This window comes from Nitrospirota bacterium (assembly GCA_004296885.1).
GTDB lineage: Bacteria > Nitrospirota > Nitrospiria > Nitrospirales > Nitrospiraceae > SYGV01.
In genome coordinates this window covers 23800-48201 of sequence record SCVN01000016.1, presented here as the reverse complement: position 1 = coordinate 48201, position 24402 = coordinate 23800, and the positions used below count along the sequence as shown (strand labels likewise).

Annotated in this window: 24 protein-coding genes and 1 tRNA gene; 8 read left to right on the top strand and 17 right to left on the bottom strand. The window is 61.9% G+C overall.

All coding sequences use genetic code 11. The annotated features are described in order from the left end of the window. Positions 1-150 precede the first annotated feature (150 nt). From EPO61_09115 to EPO61_09095, 5 genes are all read right to left on the bottom strand, one after another. A complete protein-coding gene (locus EPO61_09115; GenBank protein ID TAJ08263.1) occupies positions 151-1674 on the bottom strand; it encodes a hypothetical protein in 1524 nt (507 codons plus the stop codon). Between the two features lie 13 nt (positions 1675-1687). After that, positions 1688-2419, bottom strand: coding sequence for a hypothetical protein (locus EPO61_09110; protein TAJ08262.1), 732 nt, complete (start codon positions 2417-2419; stop codon positions 1688-1690). A gap of 3 nt (positions 2420-2422) precedes the next feature. Beyond that, complete coding sequence (locus EPO61_09105) at positions 2423-2926, bottom strand: prepilin-type N-terminal cleavage/methylation domain-containing protein (GenBank protein TAJ08261.1); 504 nt, start codon at positions 2924-2926, stop codon at positions 2423-2425. A gap of 12 nt (positions 2927-2938) precedes the next feature. After that, the gene (locus EPO61_09100; GenBank protein ID TAJ08260.1) at positions 2939-3379 is read right to left on the bottom strand and encodes a hypothetical protein; all 441 of its coding nucleotides are present in this window, start codon (positions 3377-3379) and stop codon (positions 2939-2941) included. Between the two features lie 312 nt (positions 3380-3691). Then, the gene (locus EPO61_09095) at positions 3692-4477 is read right to left on the bottom strand and encodes a prepilin peptidase (GenBank protein TAJ08259.1); all 786 of its coding nucleotides are present in this window, start codon (positions 4475-4477) and stop codon (positions 3692-3694) included. A 232-nt stretch (positions 4478-4709) separates the two neighbouring features. On the opposite strand from EPO61_09095, the gene EPO61_09090 reads away from it, so the two are divergent. Then, entirely contained in the window at positions 4710-4994 is a 285-nt protein-coding gene (locus EPO61_09090) for a response regulator transcription factor (protein ID TAJ08258.1), read from the top strand. Here the strand turns inward: EPO61_09090 and rlmB are convergent. The 12 genes from rlmB to EPO61_09030 form a co-directional block, all read right to left on the bottom strand. Further along, positions 4981-5736 (bottom strand): 23S rRNA (guanosine(2251)-2'-O)-methyltransferase RlmB, encoded by a 756-nt coding sequence (gene rlmB, locus EPO61_09085; protein ID TAJ08576.1) that lies wholly within the window; start codon positions 5734-5736, stop codon positions 4981-4983. The two genes, EPO61_09090 and rlmB, sit on opposite strands and share 14 nt — an antisense overlap. A 10-nt stretch (positions 5737-5746) precedes the next feature. Then, positions 5747-7222: a cysteine--tRNA ligase gene (locus EPO61_09080; GenBank protein TAJ08257.1), complete on the bottom strand. Its 1476-nt coding sequence runs from the start codon at positions 7220-7222 to the stop codon at positions 5747-5749. After that, entirely contained in the window at positions 7216-8049 is an 834-nt protein-coding gene (surE, locus tag EPO61_09075; protein ID TAJ08256.1) for a 5'/3'-nucleotidase SurE, read from the bottom strand. The genes EPO61_09080 and surE overlap by 7 nt, the downstream gene beginning before the upstream one ends. A gap of 207 nt (positions 8050-8256) precedes the next feature. Next, positions 8257-8333: transfer RNA gene (locus tag EPO61_09070), tRNA-Pro, on the bottom strand. A gap of 62 nt (positions 8334-8395) precedes the next feature. Further along, a complete protein-coding gene (locus EPO61_09065) occupies positions 8396-8746 on the bottom strand; it encodes a MerR family transcriptional regulator (GenBank protein TAJ08255.1) in 351 nt (116 codons plus the stop codon). 55 nt (positions 8747-8801) lie between these two features. Then, positions 8802-9080 carry an integration host factor subunit alpha gene (locus tag EPO61_09060; protein ID TAJ08254.1) on the bottom strand — a complete coding sequence of 93 codons (279 nt, stop codon included), beginning with the start codon at positions 9078-9080 and terminating at the stop codon, positions 8802-8804. A 163-nt stretch (positions 9081-9243) separates the two neighbouring features. Then, the gene (locus tag EPO61_09055) at positions 9244-10833 is read right to left on the bottom strand and encodes a citramalate synthase (GenBank protein ID TAJ08253.1); all 1590 of its coding nucleotides are present in this window, start codon (positions 10831-10833) and stop codon (positions 9244-9246) included. A 7-nt stretch (positions 10834-10840) separates the two neighbouring features. Continuing rightward, positions 10841-12067 (bottom strand): aspartate kinase, encoded by a 1227-nt coding sequence (locus EPO61_09050; protein ID TAJ08252.1) that lies wholly within the window; start codon positions 12065-12067, stop codon positions 10841-10843. A 17-nt stretch (positions 12068-12084) separates the two neighbouring features. Further along, positions 12085-13329, bottom strand: a complete 1245-nt coding sequence (locus EPO61_09045) for a phosphoglycerate mutase (GenBank protein ID TAJ08251.1) — start codon at positions 13327-13329, stop codon at positions 12085-12087. 53 nt (positions 13330-13382) lie between these two features. Then, positions 13383-14441 carry a threonine synthase gene (locus EPO61_09040; protein ID TAJ08250.1) on the bottom strand — a complete coding sequence of 353 codons (1059 nt, stop codon included), beginning with the start codon at positions 14439-14441 and terminating at the stop codon, positions 13383-13385. A gap of 62 nt (positions 14442-14503) precedes the next feature. Continuing rightward, entirely contained in the window at positions 14504-15829 is a 1326-nt protein-coding gene (locus EPO61_09035; GenBank protein ID TAJ08249.1) for a homoserine dehydrogenase, read from the bottom strand. Next, on the bottom strand, positions 15826-17013 hold the full coding sequence (locus EPO61_09030) for an alanine transaminase (protein ID TAJ08248.1): 1188 nt from the start codon (positions 17011-17013) through the stop codon (positions 15826-15828). The genes EPO61_09035 and EPO61_09030 overlap by 4 nt, the downstream gene beginning before the upstream one ends. 278 nt (positions 17014-17291) lie before the next feature. Between EPO61_09030 and EPO61_09025 the strand changes: the two genes are divergently transcribed. The 7 genes from EPO61_09025 (at position 17292) to mutS (ending at position 24367) form a co-directional block, all read left to right on the top strand. Then, positions 17292-18005 (top strand): pyridoxine 5'-phosphate synthase, encoded by a 714-nt coding sequence (locus tag EPO61_09025; protein TAJ08247.1) that lies wholly within the window; start codon positions 17292-17294, stop codon positions 18003-18005. Between the two features lie 91 nt (positions 18006-18096). Then, positions 18097-18483: a holo-ACP synthase gene (locus EPO61_09020; GenBank protein TAJ08246.1), complete on the top strand. Its 387-nt coding sequence runs from the start codon at positions 18097-18099 to the stop codon at positions 18481-18483. A 70-nt stretch (positions 18484-18553) separates the two neighbouring features. Beyond that, positions 18554-20116, top strand: a complete 1563-nt coding sequence (locus EPO61_09015) for an NAD(P)H-hydrate dehydratase (GenBank protein ID TAJ08245.1) — start codon at positions 18554-18556, stop codon at positions 20114-20116. Next, complete coding sequence (gene tsaE, locus EPO61_09010) at positions 20079-20741, top strand: tRNA (adenosine(37)-N6)-threonylcarbamoyltransferase complex ATPase subunit type 1 TsaE (protein ID TAJ08244.1); 663 nt, start codon at positions 20079-20081, stop codon at positions 20739-20741. Before EPO61_09015 ends, tsaE begins: the two co-directional genes overlap by 38 nt. Then, on the top strand, positions 20738-21355 hold the full coding sequence (locus tag EPO61_09005; protein TAJ08243.1) for an HIT domain-containing protein: 618 nt from the start codon (positions 20738-20740) through the stop codon (positions 21353-21355). Before tsaE ends, EPO61_09005 begins: the two co-directional genes overlap by 4 nt. Beyond that, the gene (locus EPO61_09000) at positions 21352-21705 is read left to right on the top strand and encodes a LapA family protein (GenBank protein ID TAJ08242.1); all 354 of its coding nucleotides are present in this window, start codon (positions 21352-21354) and stop codon (positions 21703-21705) included. Before EPO61_09005 ends, EPO61_09000 begins: the two co-directional genes overlap by 4 nt. Continuing rightward, positions 21698-24367, top strand: a complete 2670-nt coding sequence (gene mutS / locus EPO61_08995; protein TAJ08241.1) for a DNA mismatch repair protein MutS — start codon at positions 21698-21700, stop codon at positions 24365-24367. The genes EPO61_09000 and mutS overlap by 8 nt, the downstream gene beginning before the upstream one ends. Positions 24368-24402 lie beyond the last annotated feature (35 nt).

The following is a 24402-nucleotide window of genomic DNA, read 5'->3' as shown; positions in this document are numbered from 1 at the left end:
AATTACACAAAAGAAGGGTACACCTCTGCCAGTTGGAATGCAAAGATTTGACAATTTTTGGCACGATAGCCCTTCTATAGTCAACGTCACGAGGAGACTCAGAAAGGATAGAACCTGTCGGCCAGGCGGGATTCCCTCAGGCAGGGATGGCTAGAATAGCTCCTGGAAAGATCCGGGCACCAGTGAAACGAGGGGCATTCCTTTCACAAGCCCCTCGGCGAGCTCGTGGTTGTACCAGAGTTCGACCGGACCAGAAGATGCGGAGGCGGCCATCAATTTTCCGCCGGCGACGAGCGCGCCATAGATTCTCGGATACCCTTCGACCACGACATCTCCCGCCGCGTACACCACCCCGTTGAGATGGATTCCGGTCAATTGAACCGGCACGCGCGTGTGAGACCAGTCCGGATCAGCCGGGCTTCCTGAAGGAGGAGTGAACGCCGATACCGGGCGGCCGCTTCCTTTTGGTTTGAGTTGGAGGTGGGCATTGATGAAGAAGACTCCGTCCAGGTACTCGGTCTCCAGCGATAGAGTCCCCAAGTTGGTGGGCTCCGGCTGGCGGCCATCCAGGGTATCGATGAAGACGAACCCAGGGTGGTCCCCGCCGGACTCGGAGCTGAACAGTTCCTCCGGCCTGAGTCCAGTCCCCGGTGTGACCGTCCCGTTTCGATAGAGGAGGCCCTGCCGATCCATGGCATAGTAGGTCCCATACCGACGCGCCTGTTTTTTCATGCGATCATAGTCCCAGCGATCCAGGCGCAATCCCGGATAAGGATCTTGCCTGGGCAGGACGTTCGTCGGGTCCGGGTCCGGCTGCGTTACAACGCCGGGCGCAGCAGGGGGAAAGTAGGCGTCCCCGCCGACTTTGATCTCCAGCCAGCGGTCTTCCCGGCGCAGCATGTCCGCATAGGACCATCCGGACAAAGAGGCCAATGACGTCTTGGCCGGAATCTGTTTACGGTTGGGCAGATGGACGTCTCCCTTCACCTGCACCTCGCCCCAATGGACCCAGAGAGGCAAGGGTCCGTCCGCGGCCTGTGGTTCGCCGTTCACACCAACTTCGACCGCCGACCTGAGCGACGGCATGTCGTTGGCCGCCAGTTGGAATGCCAGGGTCTTCGTCAACTTCCCCACCGACGCCGTCACCGCCACCGTGCAGAGCAAGCCGGGGCGAGAGGGTCCGTAGACTTTCAGCTTTCGGACCTCTCCCAAGCCACGCAACCCTCGAAACCACCCCGATGCCGGATCATTCAAGAGCCGGTGGTCTGCGGCACGCGCGGCGTCGAACACAAGATCGGGCCGATCGGCTGTGCCGGTGAACTGGGACCGCCCCTGCGCATCGAAAAAGGAGGGGCCGCTGTCCGGTCGGTCGTATCGCTTCTTGAACAGTTCGCCTGCCCCGGCTGGTTCAGCCGCGGAATTGTGAAACCAAGTCGTCACGAGATCGGCTCCTGCCTCCGCCAGATGCCGGGCAATGGCCGCGTCCCTCATCCCTTGCACGCTTTCGATCTCCTGAACGGCCAGGTTGACGGAGACCGTTCCCACCATGGACAGGATCAAGACTCCCAGAACCGCGCCGATGAGGGCGGCGCCTCGCTCACGCCTGGGAAACCGATTCAGATCGGCATCCGTCCGAGAAAAGGAACGGCCGGACTTGTCGGTGAACTCTCCCATCAGGCGCCTCCTCTCAGATGGCACGCAACCCGACTTCCTTGACGATGAGCCGTTGCTCCCCGCCGACCCCCAGCTCCAGGCGAACCCTGGCCACCAGGCTCAATTCTTCAGTCGGCTTCCCATCCCTGTCCAAGTAGCGGAACCGCATCGACGAGGTTTCGCCGATCAGAGGATTCGCCCCTCCATCAACCTGACGCATCAGAGCCGGCCTTCCCCGACCATCCTTGCCTAGGTAGTAACGCAGATAGCTGGCCTGCCACACCTTGCTGCCGGCCGGGAAGGCTCGATCCAGGGGCTGGCTCACGGAAAGTGTTTTTCGTTGGCCATCATGAGCCAGTCTGGTCTCCGCACAGTCGTCCTCCGCGCATAAGACGATGCGCTTGCCCTTCGTCCAGTCGGCGCCCCCATCCACGCACAGTTCCAGCTGTCCTGGATGCGCCGCTTCGGTGAGGACGGCCGTCCCGCCCTCAAGATTGGCCAGAAACGCCACCTCTTGCTGATTCGCCGTCAACAAGAACGTTCCGGATGCCCCCGCATCCGCCAGACGCAACTCGTCCTCGATGATGGAGAGCCCGACCCGCAGGTCCTGGTGGCGACCCATCGCAACCTGCTGCGCGGAAAGCCGCCGCTCAAAATGCGTCAAGCTCTGCATTGCAGCCGCCAGCACCACGGCTCCGGCCGTCAGCGCGATCATCAATTCGGCCAGACAGACGCCCCGGTTATTACAAAGCAGTCGATGAGTCATGGCTCACCTCGAGCCCGCATAGTTCGGGTTTGCCCGCATGGTGCCGAGACTGACGTCACGCCGTCGGTCCTGGCCGGACGGGAAACTGGCATGGACCAACAGCACCGCCGAGCCTGCATCCCGAAGCGTCCCGGGACGATCCGGCTGAACGGTCCAGACCAGCCGGATGCCGCCGGCCTCGGAGGACGCCGTGTAAATCCCGTCGCCCGCCCGTTCATCCGCTCCCTCCCCGTCATCCTGCATCGTGACCTCTGCAATCCCATCGGCATCCAGATCATCCCGGAGCAGCGCTTCCCAGGGCATCGCCCGTTTGGCCTCCAGCCTGGATTCCGCCATGGCCAGCGCCCTGGTCCCGTTGGCTCCGTATTGCATCCCTTGTTCGCCCCATTGATGCATACCCATCACGCCAACCACCGCAAAGGCCAGAATCACCATCGCCAGCATGACTTCGATCAGGCTGAAGCCTCTGTCGTTCATGTTCATCATCGCCATGTCCCTAGCTCTCATAAATAATGCGGGCTATAGGAGCGACACCCGTCCCGTCATACTGACGGTGAGCTGCCACCGTTCCATTTGCCTGTTGCGGAAGATGATGGTTGCCGGGGTCGCGGCCCGCCCGCTGGGGTAGAACACCAGGGAAGGGCCATTGGACAGGCGCTCGAACACAATGCCCTTGCCTTGATAGTCATACTGCCGGATCGCCTCGTTCGGCCGGTCCGCCGGTTCCGTCCGGATCTTCATCCGCTCGGGCTCGAAGACGACCCGCACCCGCTCCCGCCGCACCAACGCCAAGTAGCGCGCCGCGCGCAGTTCCGCCGCCAGCTCGGTTGCCACCGCCTTGCCCTGGTAGCGGGCCGCAGCCGCCACCGCACTGACCCCGACGAGGCCCGCCAGCAGGCCGGCCAACCCGAGGACCACGATCAGTTCAACCAAGCTGGTTCCTCGTTCGTTTCTCACCATGGCATCCTCCCCGGTTTTGGCTCTCCGCTTCCCTGTCGAACCAGCCGGAGTCCATTCCAAGACTCGTGCCCAAACGAGACATGCACCGGAGGCTTGCAGAAGAATCGGCGAGAAAGTCCTGCGAGAACTAAGCAAGAGCTAGGATTGACCGATGCTTGCGTACTATTCTGGGAGTTAACGAATGGGCCGGTGCCCAAAGAACGGCTGTACCAAAGGGCTGATGGACCTCGCCCCGAATGGCCAATCGGATACCGGATTCGTTCTAGTTGGATACAGGGGAAGAGTACTCAGCAGGCACGGGACTTCGAGCGCCTAGCGTGCCCCTATCATCAGCGTTTCATACCAGGAAAAAATATCCTGGTGAAAGAACAGGGCAATCAGCGCGCCGAAAGCCAGAAAAGGGCCGAAGGGTATATATTGATCGCGCCGGAGCAGCTTGAATGAGAGCAAGCTGATCCCCACCAGCGAGCCGGTCATGGCCCCCACCATAATGGTCAGGAGAGTCGGTTTCCAACCCAGAAAGGCGCCGACCATGGCCAATAGCTTGATATCTCCCCCACCCATCCCTTCTTTCCCGAAAAGATAGGGACTGGCCCAGGCGATGAACCACAAAAGCCCTCCACCCACTAGCAGACCAAGGACCGAGTCCAGCAAACTGATCGGGAGGATCGTAGCCGCCAGGACAAGCCCCACCGGAATCCCGGGCAAGGTAATCACATCCGGAATGATCTGGTGGGTCAGATCGATGGCGGTGATCACGAGCAACGAAGAAAACAGCACCGCATAGGCCGCCGCGGGCCAGCCGGCACCAAACCACCAGAGGATCAACCCGTAACCGGCCGCATTTACCGCCTCGACGACGGGATAGCGGGGCGAGATCGGCGCGCGGCAGACGCGGCACCGCCCCCTGAGGAACAGAAAGCTGAGGATCGGCAGATTATCGTAGGGAGCGATCGGCGCGTTACAGGTCGGACAATGAGAAGACGGCCAGACGATCGATTCACGCCGCGGGAGTCGGTGGATGCAAACATTCAAAAAACTGCCGACCAGCGACCCGAACAGGCAGACCGTGGCATAGAGAAACAGGGTTGAACCCATGGGCTATTGTATCCCGATTGGCCGGCCTCGAGCCGCCCGCGCGCGATCCGCAGCCTCCAGCCCCCGGCGACCGAAGCCGGGAAGAGGCTGTGGGCACGTTTCGAGAACGGTATTTCTATTTACAAGCCGACCCTCTCCTGTTACTATTGCGTATTCGTTTTGTCCTGTCGATTGTTCATGACTTTTACCCTCATCGATCAGATTTGGCTCGGTTAAGGAGGAGTTGGCGGCAATGGGAACCACGAAGTCCACCCTGACTAAACGCCCAAAGAAACGAAAATCCCAGGCTACTCCTCCTGTCACACGCAAACGCCCCGAGAGCCTGACCGGTCGGGAGCACGAGATTCTTCAGCTCATTTGGACCGGCCTGAAGAACAAGGAAATCGGACAACGCCTCAAGATCAGCGTGAAGACCGTGGAAGCCCATCGCGCCAACATGATGAAGAAAGTGCGCGTCTCCAACACCGCCCAGTTGCTGAAGGCGGCCATCCAGGGAGGCATGATCAAGCTCCGCTAGGCCCCTTCGACGATCCGCGCCGCTCTCCGCGTTGCCGCACCGCTTCATACAAGACAATGGCCGCCGCAGCCGAGACGTTCAATGAGGCGACACGGCCTCGCATCGGGATCGTGGCCCGCTCGTCGCAATGCTCCAGCACTCCGGGACGCACCCCCTTCCCCTCTCCTCCCAGCACCAACGCCACGGCCCCTCGGAAGTCCAAATCCGTATAAGGTTTGGAGGCGCGAGGATCCAGCGCATAGACCCAGACACCCTCCGCCTTGAGCGCCTCGATCAACTGGCTGACATTGCCCGCCCGGCCGACCCGCAGGTGCTCCAGCGCGCCGGCGGAGACTTTCGCCACCGTGCCCGTGAGCCCGACCGAACGACGCTCCGGAAGAAAGACCCCATGCACACCGGCACCCTCCGCCGTCCTCAGGATCGCGCCTAGATTGTGCGGATCCTCGACCCCGTCCAGCACCACCAGAAAGGGCGCTTCGCTCCGCTGCCGCGCACAGTCGAGAATATCTGCTTGGTCCGTATAAGTTTTGGCCGAGATAACCCCGATCACCCCTTGATGCCGCCCCTCCGGCACCAGACGGTCCAGGACCGGGCGCGGTTCGACATGGACCGGAATCCCTTCGCTGCGGGCCAACCCCACCAACTCGGCGAATTGCCGATCCTGCTTCACAACCAAGAGCCGGATCAGCGGCCTGGTCTTGGCCCGGAGCGCCTCCCGGACCGCATGCAGCCCGAAAATGATGTCGTCGGACTCACCGCTTCCAGCGGGTCGTGCCATCGGGACGGTCCTCAAGTGTGATTCCTTGCGCTGTGAGAGCTTGCCGAATTTCATCCGCACGCACAAAGTCTTTTCGTTTCCTAGCGTCGATCCGTTCAGCAAGCAATCGGTCTACTTCTGTATCGGGAAGCAACTGGAAGGCTTCCAGCTTGATCGCACGGTCTTGAAATTGCCATCCCCTGACAGGCAATTGAAACAGGCCAAGTACCTTGCCAAAAGATCGAATTGTTTCTCTAGCCTTAAGACAATCCTCTGAAAATCCTATCTCCAAACGAATATTGATTAACGTCAAAAGCTTATGAAACATTGCTATGGCATCGGGCGTATTAAAGTCGTCATCCATCCGATTACAAAAGTCTTCCTGGAAGTCCTTTACCGCTTTCGGCAGCTCTTTGGCTGCCTTTCGCAGAGGGTCATCGTCTGATATTTCGCGCGACTTCTTGCTGGGCGGCTCATCCAAAATCATGAACAGATTATAAAAATCATCGAGTGCTCGTTTGGCTTCCAACAATGCTTGATCGGAAAAATTCAGCGGGCTCCGATAATGGCTGGACAGGAGGAAGTATCTCAGTGCCTCTGCGGTAACCGCCTCTTGGTAGCCCCATTTCTCGAAGATTTCCCGGATCGTGAAAAAGTTCCCCAGCGACTTGGACATCTTCTCCTGATTGATCTGCACAAAGCCGTTGTGGAGCCAGTAGCGGGCGAATTCTTTTCCGGTGGCGCCGCAGGATTGGGCGATCTCATTTTCGTGGTGCGGGAAAATGAGATCCATCCCGCCTCCGTGAATGTCGAAGGTCTCGCCGAGGTGCTTCATGGCCATGGCCGAACATTCGATGTGCCAGCCGGGCCGGCCAGGGCCCCAGGGGCTGGGCCATGAGGGCTCGCCCGGCTTCGCGCCCTTCCAGAGGGCGAAGTCCATCGGATGACGCTTGCGCTCATCCACCTCAACCCGGGCGCCGGCCTGCATGTCGTCCAATTTTCGCTTCGAGAGCCGGCCATACGATCCATACCGATCGACCTGAAAATACACGTCCCCGTTCACTTGATAGGCCATGCCTTTTTGGATCAGCGCCCAGACCAACTCAACGATCTCGGCCATATGTTCCGTGGCCTTCGGCTCCACGGTTGCCGGTTTGATGCCAAGCCGCCCCATGTCGCGGTAATAGGCATCGATGTACGTCGCCGTGATTTCCTGCCAAGGCTTGCCAAGTTCATTGGCTCGCTTGATGATCTTGTCGTCCACATCCGTGAAGTTTTTTACGAACGTGACGGAGAATCCGCTGTGTTCGAGGTAGCGCCGAACCACGTCGAAGACGAGCGCGCTACGCGCGTGGCCGAGGTGACATTCGTCGTAGACCGTCACGCCACAGACATACATCCGGACGGCGCCGGGTACGAGCGGCTCGAAGGCCTCCTTCTTGCCCGACAGCGTGTTGTAGACCTTCAGCATCGGTCCCTGCCCCGCAACGCGGCCTTGACGCCAGCGCCTTTTTTGACGGTCCCCTTCGGACTGGTTCGGCGCGTCAACATGGGCTCCCACTGGCGGAGCTGATCGAGCGCTCCATAGTTGGTAATGTCCAAGTGAATGGGCGTGACCGACACGAATCCCCGCCGCACGGCCTCATGGTCCGCGTCTTTTCGCCGCTCCCACGAGACTCTGGTCCCGGCAATCCAATAGTACTTCCGCCCATGCGGGTCCACCTTCTCGACGATAGGGTCGTGAAACCATCGGCGGCTGAGCGAGGTGACCTTGACGCCCTTGACCTGGCTCTTCGGACGATCCGGCACGTTCACATTCACCAGCGTTTCGGCCGGCAGCCCATGAATCAGGACAACCCTGGCCACGCGCACCGCATAGGACGCGGCAACGTCGAAGCGAAAGGTCCCGCCGCCCCGCCCGGATTCCTGCGACACTGCGATCGAGGGAATACCCAGGATGGTCCCCTCCAGTGCCGCCGACACGGTGCCCGAATAGGTCACGTCATCGCCGAGGTTGACGCCGCGATTGATGCCGGAAACGATCAGGGCCGGCTGCGCCGGCAGGACTTTTTTGAGCGCCAGGTTCACGCAATCGCTGGGCGTGCCGTTGACGGAGAAAGTCTGCCGTTTCAATCGGTTCAGGCGCAGCGGCTTGTGCAAAGTCAGCGCATGAGCCACGGCCGTCCGCTCCCGATCCGGCGCCACCACCCAAACATCCCCCAGAACACGCAGGGCCTGGGCCAGCGCATGCAGGCCAGGCGAATCGATGCCATCGTCGTTGGTGACCAGGATTTTCATAATAAAAAAGCTGCCGAGGGGGCAGCTTGGGGAAAGCAGGGAATCATCTAATGTTTAGGAACATGACAAGACCAACTTGTGGTTTTCTCCGACCGCCATCTCACTCAGAGGCGGTCGGCTCCAGCAAGCTGGATTCCAAACCTAACTTGCGGCAAAAAACTTCTCCGCCCGCATTTGATCGAAGCGGGCGGCTCAGCAAGCTCGGTATGGTCGGGGCGGCGGGATTTGAACCCACGACCTCTCGCACCCCAAGCGAGTGCGCTACCAGTCTGCGCTACGCCCCGACCCATGTGATGTCAACTTGCCGGCACCAGCCGAGGCAACGATGACTGAACGTCCGATCACGTTACCGGTCGTAAGAGTCCATGATTCTGAGAATGGCCTGCAGTTTGCCTTTCAAACGCTTTGCCACCTCGCGGGGAGAAACCGGTTGTCCTCCACGTCGCCCCCGCCGCCCCCAGAAACGCTTCACACCCTCGATCGTATGCCCCTCTTCGTACAGCAGGCGCTTGACCTCCAGGACGGTCTCGATATCACGCTGCACATAGAGACGCTGCCGGCCTCGGCTTTTCTTGGGCTTGAGAAAACCGAACTGGGATTCCCAGAAGCGCAAGACATAGGCCGGAAGCTTGGCGATCTCACTGACTTCTCCGATCTTGTAGAAGAGCTTGCTGCCCAGCCTCGGCTCAGCCGCCATCAACGACCCTCTTGTCGCCCGTACAACCGGCAGTCCGGCGAACAGGGGTCCGCCGTCAGGAATGGTTCACGTATTTCTTAAACACCTGGCTGGGCCGGAAGGTGACCACGCGGCGCGGCGTGATGCCGATCTCTTCGCCGGTCCTGGGGTTTCGCCCTTTTCTGGCTCCTTTGCTCCGCACCACAAAATTGCCGAATCCGGCGATCTTGACCGACTCGCCCTTGTGGAGGACTTCCTTGAGCAGATTCAAGATGAACTCGACGATGTCCGCCGCTTCTTTCTTGGAGACCCCAACCTTCTCATAGATCTCGTTGGCGATATCAGCCTTTCTCATGCCTTCCCCCTGGGCAACGCTCCGAATCTCCACTTAGGTGCGCGTTCTTGTCGTCCGGACTACTGCGTCAAATTTTCCCCATAAATTACGTGAGGTTACCTCTGGTGTCAAGCAAATTCACGGACGCATCGCCCACCGGAATATTCCGCGCGGCGGCCGCCGGTCAGGGCTCATGCGGCATCAACTTGTACTCGATGCTGTCCGCCAACGCCTGCCAGCTGGCCTCCATGATGTTTTCCGAAACACCGACCGTCCCCCATTTTTCCTTGTGGTCGCCGGATTCGAGCAACACCCGCACTTTGGCCGCCGTGCCTTGGGTGGCCGCCAGCACCCGCACTTTATAATCCAGCAACTTGACCTCGGCCAGTTGGGGATAGAATTTTTCGAGCGCCTTGCGGAGCGCATGGTCCAGCGCATTGACCGGCCCGGCGCCGACCGCGGCCGTGTGCTCGATCACGTCCCCGACTTTGACCATGACGGTGGCCTCCGAGATGGACGGCTCCTTGGCATGGCGTTTTTCCACAATGACGCGGAACCCCAGCAATTCGAACGACGGTTTGTGCTTGCCGACCGCCTTGCGCAGCAACAACTCGAACGATCCCTCCGCGCCTTCGAATTGGTAGCCCTCGTTTTCCAAATCCTTCAGGGTCGCCACCAGTTCCTGCAGCTTGGGATTGTCTTTCGAAAGCTTGATCCCGTAATCTTCAGCCTTGCCCACCAGGCCGCTGCGGCCCGAGTAGTCGGAAACGAGCATGCGCTGGCGGTTCCCAACCTTCTCGGGAATGATGTGCTCGTAGGTGGCCGGGTTTTTCTGGACGGCGTGGATGTGCACCCCGCCCTTGTGCGCAAAGGCGGCGTCCCCGACATAAGGTTGATGTTTGTTCGGCATGAGGTTCGCGATCTCGGAGACGAACCCGGACACCTCGCGCAAATGCCGCAAGCGCTTCTCTCCCAGCACCGACCGCTTCATCTTCAGTTCCAGGTTGGGCACGATCGAACAGAGGTTCGCGTTGCCGCACCGTTCACCGATCCCGTTGATCGTGCCCTGCACCTGGAGGATACCGGCTTCGATGGCGACCAGCGAGTTGGCCACCGCCATCTCGGTGTCATTGTGGGCATGGATGCCGAGCGGCACCGAACAGTGCTGCTTGACCGCTTTGCAAATGTCTTTGATCTCCCAGGGCATCGTGCCGCCGTTGGTGTCGCAGAGAATCACGCGCTCGGCGCCAGCCTCCGCCGCGCGGCGCAGCGTCTCGATGGCGTAGTCGGGATTGGCCTTGTAGCCGTCGAAGAAATGCTCCGCGTCGTAGAAGACCCGCCGGCCCTTCTCCTTCAAATACGCGATCGAGTCCCCGATGAGTTCCAGGTTCTTGGCGAGCGTGATGCCGAGCGCGTCCGTCACGTGCAGATTCCAACTCTTCCCGAACAGCGTGATCGTCTCGGTCTCAGCCGTCAGCAGCGCCTGGAGGTTGGGGTCCTTCTGCACCGGGTTGCTGGCCTTGCGGGTCGCACCGAAGGCCACCACCGTCGCGTGCTTGAAGGGAATGGTCTTGATGATCCGGAAAAACTCGATGTCCTTTGGGTTGGCGCCCGGCCAACCGCCCTCGATATAGTGCACCCCCAACTCGTCGAGTTTTTGCGCCACGCGGACTTTGTCATCCACGGAGAAGCTGACGTCCTCCGCCTGCGCCCCGTCGCGCAGAGTCGTGTCGTAGACCTCCAGATGCCGCTCGGATTTATTCCCGTCTTTCACTCAGCCCTCACGATGCCGGCGACTGGTCCAGGCCGAAGGCCCCGTGGAGGGTGCGCATGGCCAGTTCCAGGTATTTTTCTTCGATCACGCAGGAGATCTTGATCTCGCTGGTGCTGATCATCATGATGTTGATCCCCTCCTTGGAGAGGACCTCGAACATCCGCGCCGCCACGCCGGAGTGGGACCGCATCCCGACCCCGACCAGCGACACCTTGGCGATGGCCTCGGTGACCGCCACGGACTTGGCCTCGATCTCTTTGGCGATGCGCTGCACCAGGCCGACGGCCTTGTGCAAGTCTGCGCGCGGCACCGTGAACGAAATGTCGGTGAGCGAGGCCTGGCTCACGTTCTGAATGATCATGTCCACGATGATGTTGGCCTCGGCCACCGGTCCGAAAATCCTGGCCGCCACGCCGGGACGATCCGGAACCCCGATGATCGTGATCTTGGCTTGGTTCCGATCGCCGGACACGCCGGAGACCGCGACTCGCTCCATATCGGCATCTTCGGTAACCACAAGCGTTCCCTGCCCCTCCTTGAAACTGGATTTCACTTCCAGCGGCACCCCGTGCTTGGCCGCGAATTCCACCGACCGGCTCTGCAACACCTTGGCGCCCAGGCTGGCCAGCTCGAGCATCTCCTCATAGGAGACCCGGTCCAGACGCTTGGCCGACGGCACGATATTGGGATCGGCCGTGTAGACTCCGTCCACGTCGGTATAGATGACGCACCGATCCGCTTTGAGTGCGGCCGCCAGCGCGACCGCGGTCAGATCGGACCCGCCTCGGCCCAGGGTCGTCACGTCGTTCCGTTCGTTGATCCCCTGGAATCCCGCCACGACCGGAATGATTCCCTCGGCCAAGGCTTCCCGAATCCGCTCCGCCGTCACCCGCGCGATGCGCGCCTTGGTGTGGCTGCTGTCCGTGATGATCCCCACCTGGCGGCCGGTAAACGACTGCGCATTGATTCCGCGCCCGCGCAGGTCCATCGCCAGCAGCGCGATCGTCACCCGCTCACCGGTGGACAGCAACATGTCCAATTCACGCTCGTCCGGCGAGGCGGTCACTTCTTGCGCCAGACGCAACAGCCGGTCGGTCTCCCCGCTCATGGCGGACAAGACCACCACCAAGTCATGCCCGGCCTTCTTGGCGTCCGCCACGCGGTCGGCCACGCGATGGATGCGCTCGACGGTGCCGACGGACGTGCCGCCGTATTTCTGGACGATCAGGGACACCGGGCTGTCTTCCTTCCTCAGCCCTTGTTGAAAAGCCAGCTCATCAGCCGCGACGCAGGCTTCGTTCCGCCCCCTGCAGCTTCGGCCTCGACTTCATTGAAGCTCCCCGTGGCGCGCCCCTTGGAGCCGGTCCCATCGAACAGGACATAGGGGGCGAGCGGAAGACTGGTTTGACCCCGCTCGGCCACGACATGGTCGCAGATCAGCGCCACCCGGTGGGGGCCCAGCTTGGCCAGCCCATCCAGGATCGGACCCACGGTTTTCCGGTCGAACGCCTCCAGCAAGTTCACCTTAGCCTTGGCATCGGCCCCGCGCGCCACCTCGCCCGGCACTTTCACGTGTACGTAGACGAAATCCTTCTGCCCCAACTCGCCCAGCGCAGCCTTGGCCAGCCCTTCAAAATCAGGGCCTCCCCCGCCCGGAAGATCGGCAGGATTGACCGTCTCGAATCCCGCGCAAATCCCGATCCCGCGGAGCAGCTCCCTGGCCGATACGACCGATCCTGTCTTCTGGTACTTGTCGGTCAGCTTCGGCAGCAGCGCCGCCTTGCCTTGCCCCCAGAGCCACAGACAGTTGGCCGGCTTCTGGCCCGCCTCCCGCCGTTGGTCGTTCACCGGATGATCCTGCAGGATGAGCAGCGAAGCCTCCATCACTTGCTTCAAAATATCGGCTCCGTCTCCGGCCGGAAGGAAGGCTCCGATCGGCTGGCCGACCGCGGCGCGAGGGTCGTGCGTGATCGCCCGTGCCTTGCCTCCGACCCAGACCAGCAGGTGCCGATGGTCCGATCCCGGATAGAACTGGAGCGTCTCGGACCCGAGCTGCTCATTGACCGACTCAAGCAATTCCCGCGCCTCCTCGATGCCGATCCCACCCGCCGCCGCATCATCAAGCACAACCTGCGGCCCGAGCTTTTTGATCTCATCGGTGGCGGCCGCCTTCCCTTTGGGCGCGCCCGGACGGAGCGTCACCATACTGCAGCGGAACGCCACGTCTTGTTCTCCCAGCGCCACTCCCTGGCTCGCCGCCTCATAGGGTGCCGGCCCGCCCGGATACTTGCGCAGGTCATACCCGAAAATCGCCAACTGCCTGACGGTTCCGCTCGGCGCCAGCCCTTCCGGCAGCATCGCGATCAGCCCCAGCTCCCCCTTGCGGGCCAACTCGTCCATGCGCGGCGTGGCCGCAGCCTGCAGCGGAGTCTTTCCCCCGAGGTCCGGATGGGGCGTCCCCGCCATCCGCTCGCCATGCAGAATCACGTATTTCACAGGCAACCTTCCCTCTCTGATCTCATGCCACCCTCACCATGGACCGACTTTCATTACAGGTTCAGCAGACGGACCACTTCATCCCGACTGGCCTTGATCGTGCGGGGCTGGCGCGACACGCTGATGGCCGTGTCCGCATCCTTGAGCCCATGCCCCGTCAACGTGCACACGACCCGGTCTCCTTCTTTCAGCTCCCCCTTGCCGTTCAACTTGATCACGCCCGCCACGGACGCAGCCGAAGCCGGCTCGCAGAAGACCCCTTCTTCCGCCGCCACCATGCCATAGGCCTTGAGGATTTCCTCGTCCGTCACCAGGTCGATGCAACCCCGCGACTCCTCCACCGCCTGCAGCGCCCCCTTCCAGCTGGCGGGGTTGCCGATCCTGATTGCCGTGGCCACAGTCTGGGGATCTTCGACGACACGACCCAGCACGATCGGCGCGGCGCCGGCGGCTTGAAAGCCCATCATTCTCGGCGCCTGCGCAATCTGGCCGGCGCTCCGGTACTCCTTGTAGCCTTTCCAATAGGCGGTGATGTTGCCGGCGTTGCCCACGGGCAGAACATGGACCGTCGGCGCCCCGCCCAACTGATCGCAGACTTCCATCGCGGCCGTCTTCTGTCCCTCGATGCGGAAGGGATTAATCGAGTTGACCAGCTCGATCGGGTGCGTCGCGGCCACGTCCTTGACGATGGCCAGAGCTTGGTCGAAATTCCCTTCGATCTGGATGACCGTGGCCTGGTGCATCATCGCTTGCGACAACTTGCCCAGCGCGATCTTGCCGGCGGGGATCAAGACATAGACCGCCAGGCCGGCGCGGGCACCATAGGCGGCCGCGGACGCGGACGTATTGCCCGTCGAAGCGCAGATGACCGCGCGGGCCCCCGCTTCCAGCGCCTTGGAAATCGCCAGGGTCATCCCCCGGTCCTTGAACGACCCGGTGGGGTTCGCGCCTTCAAACTTGAGATAGAGCTCGATCCGCGGATTAATCCTGGCAGCCAGGCGCTTGGCCGCGATCAAGGGCGTGTTCCCCTCGCCCAGGGTCACGATGGGCGTTGCCTCCGTGACCGGTAGAAATTTCCGATACTCCTCGATCACCCCGCGCCAGGGCCTCATGATCGACCTCGGCGGGAATGGCGCGAACCTGGATGGAGCTGGCAGAAAGGGGCTTGCATGGATTACTCGTCATGCCCCTCGACACGAATCAACGTGGTGGGCTCCGAAATGAATGCCATGCGATCGATCTCGCGCAGAGCCGCCTGCACGTGCCGCTCCGCCGCCGTATGGGTCATGATCACAACAGGCACGGTCTGCCCTTCCTTCCGTCCCTTCTGCAGCACGGAGGAAATGCTGATCCCCTGCTGCCCCAAGACCCCGGCGATCTGAGAGAGCACCCCGGGTCGATCCAGGACCATGAAGCGCAGGTAATAGAGGCTCGTGATGTCCTCGATCGGGCGCAGGCGTAGCGGGCGGCGCTGTTCCCGCTGAAAGGACGCGGGCGGCACCCGTCCGGACGCGCCGCGCAGTAGATTCCGCGCGATGTCGATGACGTCGCTGACCACCGCGCTGCCGGTGGGCATCGACCCGGCGCCCTGCCCATAGAGCACCACGTCGTTCACGGCGTCGCCGACGAGCTGGATGGCATTGTACACGCCATCCACCCGGGCAATCGGCGAGTCCGAAGGGATCATCGTCGGATGGACCCGGGCTTCGATCTCGCCCTCATGGTCGCCGCGCAGGAATTTGGCGATGCCCAGCAGCTTGATCGTGTAGCCGAACTCTTTCGCATAGGCGATATCGAGCGGCGTGAGCTTGGCGATCCCTTCCACGAACAGATCCTTAAAGTTGACCGGGGTGCCATAGGCCAGGTTCACCATGATGGCCAGCTTGTGGGCACTGTCGGTGCCCGCTACATCGAACGTGGGATCGGCTTCCGCATACCCGGCTCGCTGCGCCTCCGCCAGAACATCCTGAAACCCGTGGCCTTCCTTCGTCATCCGGCTCAGGATATAGTTGGACGTCCCGTTGATGATGCCGTAAATGGACAGGATCGTATTGGCGGCCAAGCCCTCGGTCAGCGCGCGGATGACGGGAATGCCGCCGCCGACGCTCGCCTCGAACCCCAGATCCACGCCATGTCTGGCCGCCGCCTCGAATATCTCTTCGCCGTGAACCGCCAGCAGGGCCTTGTTGGCCGTGACGACCGACTTGCCGCCCGCCATGGCGCCCAGGATCACGCGCTTGGCCGTCTCGTAGCCGCCGATGAGCTCCAACACGATGTCGACGTCCGGATCCTCCAGGACCTGGCGCAGATCCGTCGTCAGTACGCCAGGCGGCACAACCACGCCACGATCGCGCGCAATGTCCAGGTCCGCGATGCGGACCAGTTCGACCGGCACGCCCACACGCCGCTGGATCAGCGCGGCGTTCTGCTGAAGAATTTTCGCCGCGCCAGCCCCAACCGTGCCGAACCCCACCAGCCCTACGCCGATGCGCCGCTTCATTTGGGGGCCTCTTCGTGGTGCAGGACCCGCTTGATCCCGCGAACCGCCTGACGGATGCGCTGTTCGTTCTCGACCAGTGCGAACCGGACATACTCGTCCCCGCCTTCCCCGAAACCGATCCCCGGCGAGACCGCCACTTTAGCTTCCCGCAGCAGCAGCTTCGAGAACTCCAACGAGCCCATCCCCCGGAACGGAGCCGGAATGCGGGCCCAGAGGAACATCGTCGCGCGGGGCTTGTCCACAAGCCACCCGATGCGGTTCAGCCCGTCCACCAGTTCGTTCCGGCGCCGCTCGTAACGGGCCACGGTTTCCTTCACGCAGTCCTGCGGTCCGTTGAGGGCAATGATGCTGGCGATCTGCACCGGCTGAAAAATTCCGTAGTCCAGGTAGCTCTTGATCTTGGCCAGGGCCCCGATGACTTCACGGTTGCCCACGCAAAATCCCACACGCCAGCCTGGCATGTTGTAGCTCTTCGACAGGGTGTAGAACTCCACCCCGACATCTTTGGCCTCCGGGACCTGCAAGAGACTGGGGGCCTTGTAGCCGTCGAACACCAGATCTGCATAGGCCAAGTCGTGAATCACGATCACGTTGTGTTCCTTGGCGAAGGCCACCACTTTCTTGAAAAACTCCAGATCCACCACCGCCGTCGTCGGATTGTGGGGAAAGTTGATGACCAGGATGCGCGGCCGCGGCTGGGTCTGCCGGTAGACCTGCGTCAAGTCATGAAAAAAATCGCTGTCGGGGCGCAGCTCGATGCCCCGCACTTCCCCTCCCGCAATGATCATGCTGTACATGTGGATGGGATAGGTCGGGGTCGGCGTCAATACAACGTCGCCTGGGCCTACCAACGCCAGCGCCAGATGCGCGATCCCCTCCTTGGAGCCGATGGTCACGATGGCTTCGGTTTCCGGGTCCAGATCCACATCGTAGTTCCGCTTGTACCAACCCGTGATCGCATGGCGCAGTTTGGTGATGCCTTTCGAAGCGGAATACCGATGGTTCTTGGGATTCCGGCAGGCTTCCACAAGTTTGTCGACGATATGGTCCGGCGTCGGCTGGTCCGGGTTCCCCATGCCGAAGTCAATAATGTCTTCTCCCCTGTGTCTGGCATCCAGCTTCAACGCCTGGACTTGCGCGAACACGTAGGGAGGAAGTCGCTTGATACGGTAGAACCCTTCCACTATCTCCTCAGTTTTTCAATATGTTGCGAGTGCGCCTTCGCAAGTCTGTGCAAGGCGTGAAAGAACTAATTTTAATGCAGTGCGCCAAAACAGTCAATTTTAATCCGGAGTTGGATGATTTTTTTAGGTCAACAAGTTTGTTGCCGGCCTTACGGTCCAGCCAGGCAGTTTGTTTCTTGCTACCTCCCCGTCATTTTTGCAATAATAATCTAACCTTTTGCAAACTCATGCATTCTGCCATCGTCTGAACCAAGGGACGCCGGCAGATGGGAGGTTCTGTGGCACGATTGGGTGTGAATATCGATCATGTCGCCACCCTCCGGCAAGCCAGGGGTGGAAGCGAACCGGACCCTGTGGCGGCGGCCGTATTGGTGGAACTCGCGGGGGCCGAGGGCATCGTCGTGCACCTGCGCGAAGATCGACGGCATATCCAGGACCGGGACCTGAACCTGCTGAAGGATGTGATCCAGACCAAGCTGGACCTGGAAATGGGCGCAGATGAAGCGATGGTCAAGGTCGCGCTCAGCGTCAAGCCCCATCTCGTCACATTGGTGCCGGAACGTCGGCAGGAGCTGACGACGGAGGGTGGCTTGGAGGTGGCGGGACAGAGGGACCGGATCAAAGCCATCGTGGATATGCTCCACGATGGCGGCATCCCGGTCAGCCTCTTCATCGAACCGGACCCGGTCCAGATCAAAGCGGCCCATAAGATCGCCGCCGACTATGTCGAGCTGCACACCGGCCGCTATGCCAATGCCCGCCGCCTCAAAGAGGAGCAGGCCGAGTTGGAGGCCATCACCCATGCGGCCAAGCTGGCCTACAAGTTGGGCATGGGCGTGAACGCAGGGCATGGCTTGACCTACCGCAATGTGAAACGCCTCATCCAGATTCCTGAGATCGTGGAGTACAACATCGGCCACAGCATCATGGCCCGCGCCATCCTCGTCGGTCTTGACCGCGCCGTTCGAGAAATGAAGCAGCTCGTGGGTTGACAGCCCTTGCGATCGCTTCGGCAGGCGGACAATAACCGCCGAGCCCCTGTGTCAACCCTCAACCCTTCGTGTCTGACACCCAGGTGAGCCCATGCGCATCGTAGGAATCGGCTTGGACCTCGTAAAGATCGAGCGGATTCGCGCCCTGGCGGATCGGTGGCAGGAACGGTTTCTGGAGCGGCTCTATACGGAAGCCGAACGCCGCTATTGTTTCGAACGGGCTTCGCCCTATGCCTCGCTCGCCGGACGATTTGCCGCCAAGGAAGCGGTCTTGAAAGCGATCGGGACCGGCTGGTCGGCGGGAATCAGCTGGCAGGACATCCAGGTGTTGAACGACGGCAGCGGGAAGCCGGTCGCCCAGGTGCAAGGTCGTGCCGGAGCCCTGCTGCAGGAAGCCGGCGTCACCGACATCCACATCAGCCTCTCGCACGATGCCGACTATGCCATCGCGCAGGTGGTGCTGACAAAGGAGAGCTAATGGCTGATAGCTCATGGCCGGAACCATCAGCTAATTGCTATACGCTATCGGCCATACGCTCTTGTCTCCCATGAAAATCGTCACCGCAGCCCAGATGCAAGCCCTCGACCGGCGCGCTATTCAGGAAGCGCAAATCCCCAGCCTCACCCTGATGGAGCAAGCCGGAGCTGGTTTGGTCGCCTCCATGGAACAGGTGTTCGGGTCGCTGGCCGGTAAGGCGGTCACCATCTTATGCGGGAAGGGCAACAACGGAGGCGACGGGTTCGTCGTGGCCCGCCTGCTTACGCGCAAACGGGCGCGCACGAAGGTCCTGCTGATGGCCCAACCATCGTCCATGACGGGGGACGCCAAGATCATGTATCGCCGGTTCGTGAAGGTGGCCGGCGCCACTGCCGTCCAACCCTATCGGCCCGATGAACGCTGTCGCGCGATTGTCAACAGCAGCCAGGTGATCGTAGATGCCCTGCTGGGAACCGGCTTGGCTGCTCCGGTCGAAGGGCTCTATCGCAGCGCCATCGACGCCATCAATGAGTCCTGCGTGCCCGTCGCTTCGGCAGATCTCCCCTCGGGCATTCATGCGGACACGGGAGCGGTCATGGGCTCCGCCGTACGGGCCGCCTTGACGGTCACCTTCGCCCAGCCCAAGCTGGGACTCTATCTCGGCCAGGGCATCGACCATGCCGGCACGATCCATATCGCCGACATCGGGATTCCGCGCTCCTTCGAGGAGGCGGTGGATAGCCCAATCTCGCTGCTGACATTGGGCGAATGTCGCCGCTTGTTGCCGGCCCGGACGCCGTCGGCCCACAAGGGCACGTTCGGACATGCAGGGATCATCGCCGGCTCGGTCGGCAAGACCGGGGCCGCGGCGCTGGCCGCGAACGCCGCGCTGCGGAGCGGCGCCGGCCTGGTTACCGTCGCCACCCCGACCAGCGTCAACGACATCCTCGAAAGCAAACTCCTGGAAGCCATGACCGTGCCAATGCCGGAAACCAAGGCCAGGACCTTGGCGCGTTCGGGCCTTGACCGGCTTCTTGCGTTTGCGCAGGCCCGGGACGCCGTAGCCCTGGGGCCCGGACTCACGACCCACCCGGAAACCGTCGAGGTGATGCAGGCGCTGATCCCGCGACTGGAACGCCCGTCCGTCTTGGACGCCGATGCCCTGAACGCGCTGGCCGGACGCCCGGCCCTGCTGGCGGATTGCAAGGTCCCGCCTATCTTGACCCCCCACCCCGGCGAAATGGCCAGGCTGGAAGAAGACGCTTCGCCCCGGTCGATCAATGCCGATCGAATCGGCACCGCCTCGCGGTTCGCGCGACGGCGAAGAGTCTTTCTGATTCTGAAGGGAGCCAGAACCGTGGTGGCCCACCCGGACGGGCGCGTGGCCGTCTGTCCGACGGGCAACCCCGGCATGGCGACGGCGGGCAGCGGCGACGTCCTGACCGGCATGATCGTCGGGCTGCTGGCCCAGAAGCTCGAGCCCTGGGCCGCCGCCTGCGTTGGCACCTATTTTCATGGACTGGCCGGAGACCTGGCAGCGGCCGATCAAGGACCCATCGGGATGACGGCCGGCGACATCATCGAGCACATTCCCTATGCCTTCACCCAGACCACGACATCCGTCGGCTACTAACAGTCCCAAGGGCTCCCGCGTTGGGCGGGCTACCTCGGACACCCGCGCGGCACAGTCCTCTGCCAAACCGACCGGACGCACACCGGACCAGTCCCATCTGCCCGCCGACATCTGGCAGACGGTCACGCGATCAGCCGCAGAGACCGAACGGCTCGGCCGCGCCACCGGCCAAGCCCTGCGGGGAGGTGAAACCCTCGCGTTATACGGAGAGCTGGGAAGCGGGAAGACGGTGTTCGTGCGCGGATTGGCCGTAGGACTCGGGGCTCCGTCCCGGGCCGTCAGCAGCCCCACGTTCGTGCTGGTCCACGAGTATCCAGGCCGTCTGCGGCTGGTCCATGCAGACTTCTACCGGATTGAACAGGAGTCGGATCTACGACACCTGGGCCTACCCGACTACCAGGATGGCTTGACCGTCCTGGCCATCGAATGGGCCGAGAAGGCCGGCGCGGAGTTGCCGCAAGACCGGCTCGAGATCCGCTTGGGCCATGTGACCGCGACATCCCGTTCCATCGTCATGCAGGCCACCGGCCCAAGCGCGCGAGCCTGCCTGACCCGGATAGCCACCCAGGCAAAGACCGTCCGCGATCCGGTTTCCGCGGAACGGAGGGAGCGGCCTCGTCGATGAACGTCATCTGGGCTCCTTGGCGCATGGCCTATGTGAAGAACGCGCGCAAGCCCGCGCGCTGCATCTTCTGCTTGGAACATGGCACCTGCCGCGATGGTGCACGTCTGATCCTCCACCGGGGCCGGTATGGATTTGTCATCATGAACCGGTACCCGTACAATAGCGGACACCTCCTCGTCGCGCCCTACGCGCACGTCAAAAGCCTGGAATTGCTCCCGGCCGACTGCGCCTTGGATCTGATCCGGATGACGAACCTCTCGATCCAGGCTCTGCAACTGGCCGTCAGGCCTGAAGGGTTTAACGTGGGATTCAACCTGGGCCAGGTCAGCGGCGCCGGAATCGAGGCCCACCTCCATCTCCATATCGTCCCTCGCTGGAACGGCGACACGAATTTCATGTCTGTGCTGGCCGAGACTCGTGTCATTCCCGAACACTTGCGGTCCACTTATCGGACGCTCCGTGCGGCGTTCCGATCGGCGCTCGCAAGCCACCGACCTGCGGCGGGCCTCCGCCGCGTCCGTTCGCCGGAGGCTGGCGCCAAACGGAGGACGAAGGTCCAGCGGCAATCCCTTCCAACAAACGCCTCAAGAAGGAGTGCGAAAGCAAACCCATGATTCGTCTCATCCTGGTCGGCATCTTGTTGTTGCTATCACTCACCTTCTTTCTCCAGAACCAGGAGCAGGAGGTCACTCTCCGCTATTTCTTCGGGCTCCGCGAAGCGACGACCGAGCTGTGGAGACCGGTACTCAGCGCCTTCGCCGTCGGCTTGTTGGTCGCATCCATTTTGCTCTTTCCGGCCTGGGTCCAGGTGCGGCTGGAGTTGCGGCGAAAAGTTAAGGCCCTGCAGGAGGCTGAAGCCGACCTTGAGCGGTTGCGGCGGCCGCTGCAGGCCACTGACGATTCCCTCCCTCTGACCGGAGCGCGGCCCTCCGAGAAGTCAACCGGGGAACTGCCCGATGAATGACAGCGACCTGACTCCCCTGATGCGCCAGTACCGGGAGATCAAGCAGGCGTACCAAGAGGCCATCCTCTTTTTCCGGGTCGGCGATTTCTACGAAATGTTCTATGAGGACGCGGAAGAGGCCTCGCGGCTGCTCTCGATCGCACTGACTTCCAGGGACAAAGCGAAGGCTGATCCGGTCCCGCTTTGCGGCGTACCACACCATGCGGCCACCGGCTACATCGCCAAACTCCTCAAGGCCGGGCGCACCGTGGCCCTCTGCGATCAGGTAGAAGATCCCAAGCTGGCCAAGGGCCTCGTTCGTCGCGAGGTGGTTCGTCTCTATACGCCCGGCACCCTGATCGACACCGAATTCCTGCCAGCCACCGAATCAAATTTTTTGGCCTCCGTGGCAACGGCCGAGGCGACGACCCGTACCTCGGACCGGGGCGCTCAATCAGCCAGGCTGGGGCTGGCGGCGCTGGACCTTTCGACCGGGGAATTTTGGATCAGGGAGTTTGAAGGGGTCGGCGCTACGACCGAGCTGCTGGATGAGCTGTCCAGACTGGAGCCCCGCGAGGTATTACACCGAGCAGGGCTCGCGGAAGAGCCCCTGGCCTGGCTGGCTCAACTGAAGGGTCCCCGCCTCTGCTCCCAAGACCCCTCCCGGTTCCTCCTGGCAACGGCGGAGCGCACCCTCCGGGAACAGTTCGGCGTAGGTTCGCTGGAAGCCTTCGGTTGCCAGGGCTTGACGCTCGGCTTGCAAGCAGCCGGGGCTGCGGTGCGGTACCTGCGGGAGACCCAACCCTCAGCCTGCTTGACCCATGTCCGCCGCCTCCGGATACGCCGTCCCGGACACGAGATGCATCTGGACAGCGCGACCATTCGCAACCTTGAATTGGTCAGACCGTTGGGCTCCGACCCGGGCCAACAGATCCAGGCCACGCTCCTATCGGTGCTCGACCGGACGGTCTCCGTCATGGGAAGCCGGCTGCTGCGGGAATGGATCCTGCGCCCCCTCGTGGAGCCAGGGCCGATCCAGGCCCGCTTGGAGGCCGTTGCGGAACTGCTGCACAACCTGCCGGCCCGCACGGGGATCAGGACGGCTCTCCGGACGGTCCAGGATATCGTGCGGCTGAGCAGCAGAATCTCGCTGGGTGCAGCCCAGCCGCGTGAACTGCTGGCGCTCAAACAGTCAGTCGCAGCCCTCCCGGCCATCCGAGGGCTGTTGACACCGCTACGCGCCTCCCTCTTGCAGGAACTCACCAACACATGGGACGACCTGGGCGACGTCCATGAGCTGATCGAACGTTCGATCCTCCCGGATGCGCCCGCCTCGATCCGGGACGGCGGAATCATCAAGGATGGCTGCGATGCCGCTCTGGACGAATTGCGCAAGACCGCCAAGGAGGGAAAGAGCTGGATCGCAAAGCTCGAAGCGCAAGAACGAGAGCGCACCGGAATCGAGTCGCTCAAGGTGCGCTTCAATCAGGTCTTCGGTTACTACATCGAGGTGACCAAAGCCAACCTGTCCCGGATCCCCCCCCACTACCATCGCAAGCAAACCCTGGCCAATGCGGAACGGTTTACCACGGCCGACCTGAAAGAGCTGGAAGACCGGGTAATGGGGGCCGAGACCCAGTTGACGTCGCTCGAACAGGAGTTGTTCGAGCGGATCCGCGCCAGGCTCGCCGAGGAGACGCAACGTTTGCATGCCATGGGACAGGCCATCGCCATCCTAGACGTGCTCGCGGCCTTGGCGGAAACCGCCGGCATCAACGGCTACGTCCGCCCGGTCATTGACGATGGAGGCACCCTTGCGATTACAGAGGGGCGTCACCCGGTGGTAGAGCGGCTGGACCTGCCGAGCGGATTCATCGCCAACGATACCAGACTGGACCTGACGCAGAATCGTCTCCTGATCATCACCGGTCCGAATATGGCCGGCAAAAGCACCTATCTCCGGCAGGTGGCGCTGATCGCCCTGATGGCGCAGATGGGCAGCTTCGTACCGGCCCGTGCCGCCACCATCGGCTTGGTCGACCGCATCTTCACGCGCGTCGGAGCCTCCGACAATCTGGCAGCCGGCCAGAGCACGTTCATGGTTGAAATGACCGAGACGGCTCAAATCCTCAACTGTGCGACCGCTCGCAGCCTCATCCTGCTCGATGAAATCGGACGAGGAACCAGCACCTACGACGGCCTCAGTATTGCCTGGGCGGTCGCCGAATACATCCAGGACCAGCGTCAGTTGGGCGCGCGCACGCTCTTTGCCACCCATTACCATGAAATGACGGAACTGGCCACTTTGCGCGAGGGAATCAAGAACTATTCGGTGGCTGTCCGCGAGCAAAATGACGACGTGCTATTCCTCCGCAAGATCGTAGAAGGCGGGGCGGATCGTAGTTATGGGATTCATGTCGCCAGGCTGGCCGGACTTCCGCCTGCGGTGATCAACCGATCTCGCGAGGTCTTGGCCCAACTGGAACGGTCGTCGGCCCAACCAACACAACCCGATCTGTTCACGGCCGCACTCGCCGCGCCTCTTCCCGATCCCATGCTCCCTCATCCCCACCCGATTATCGAGGAAGTCCGGCAGATGGACCTCTTTTCAATGACCCCGCTGGAAGCGTTGAATCGGCTCGCCGAACTCCAGCGCCGCCTTGGCGAGAGCCAAGACAAATAAAAAGGGCGGTGTGCTGATTAGCACACCGCCCTTTT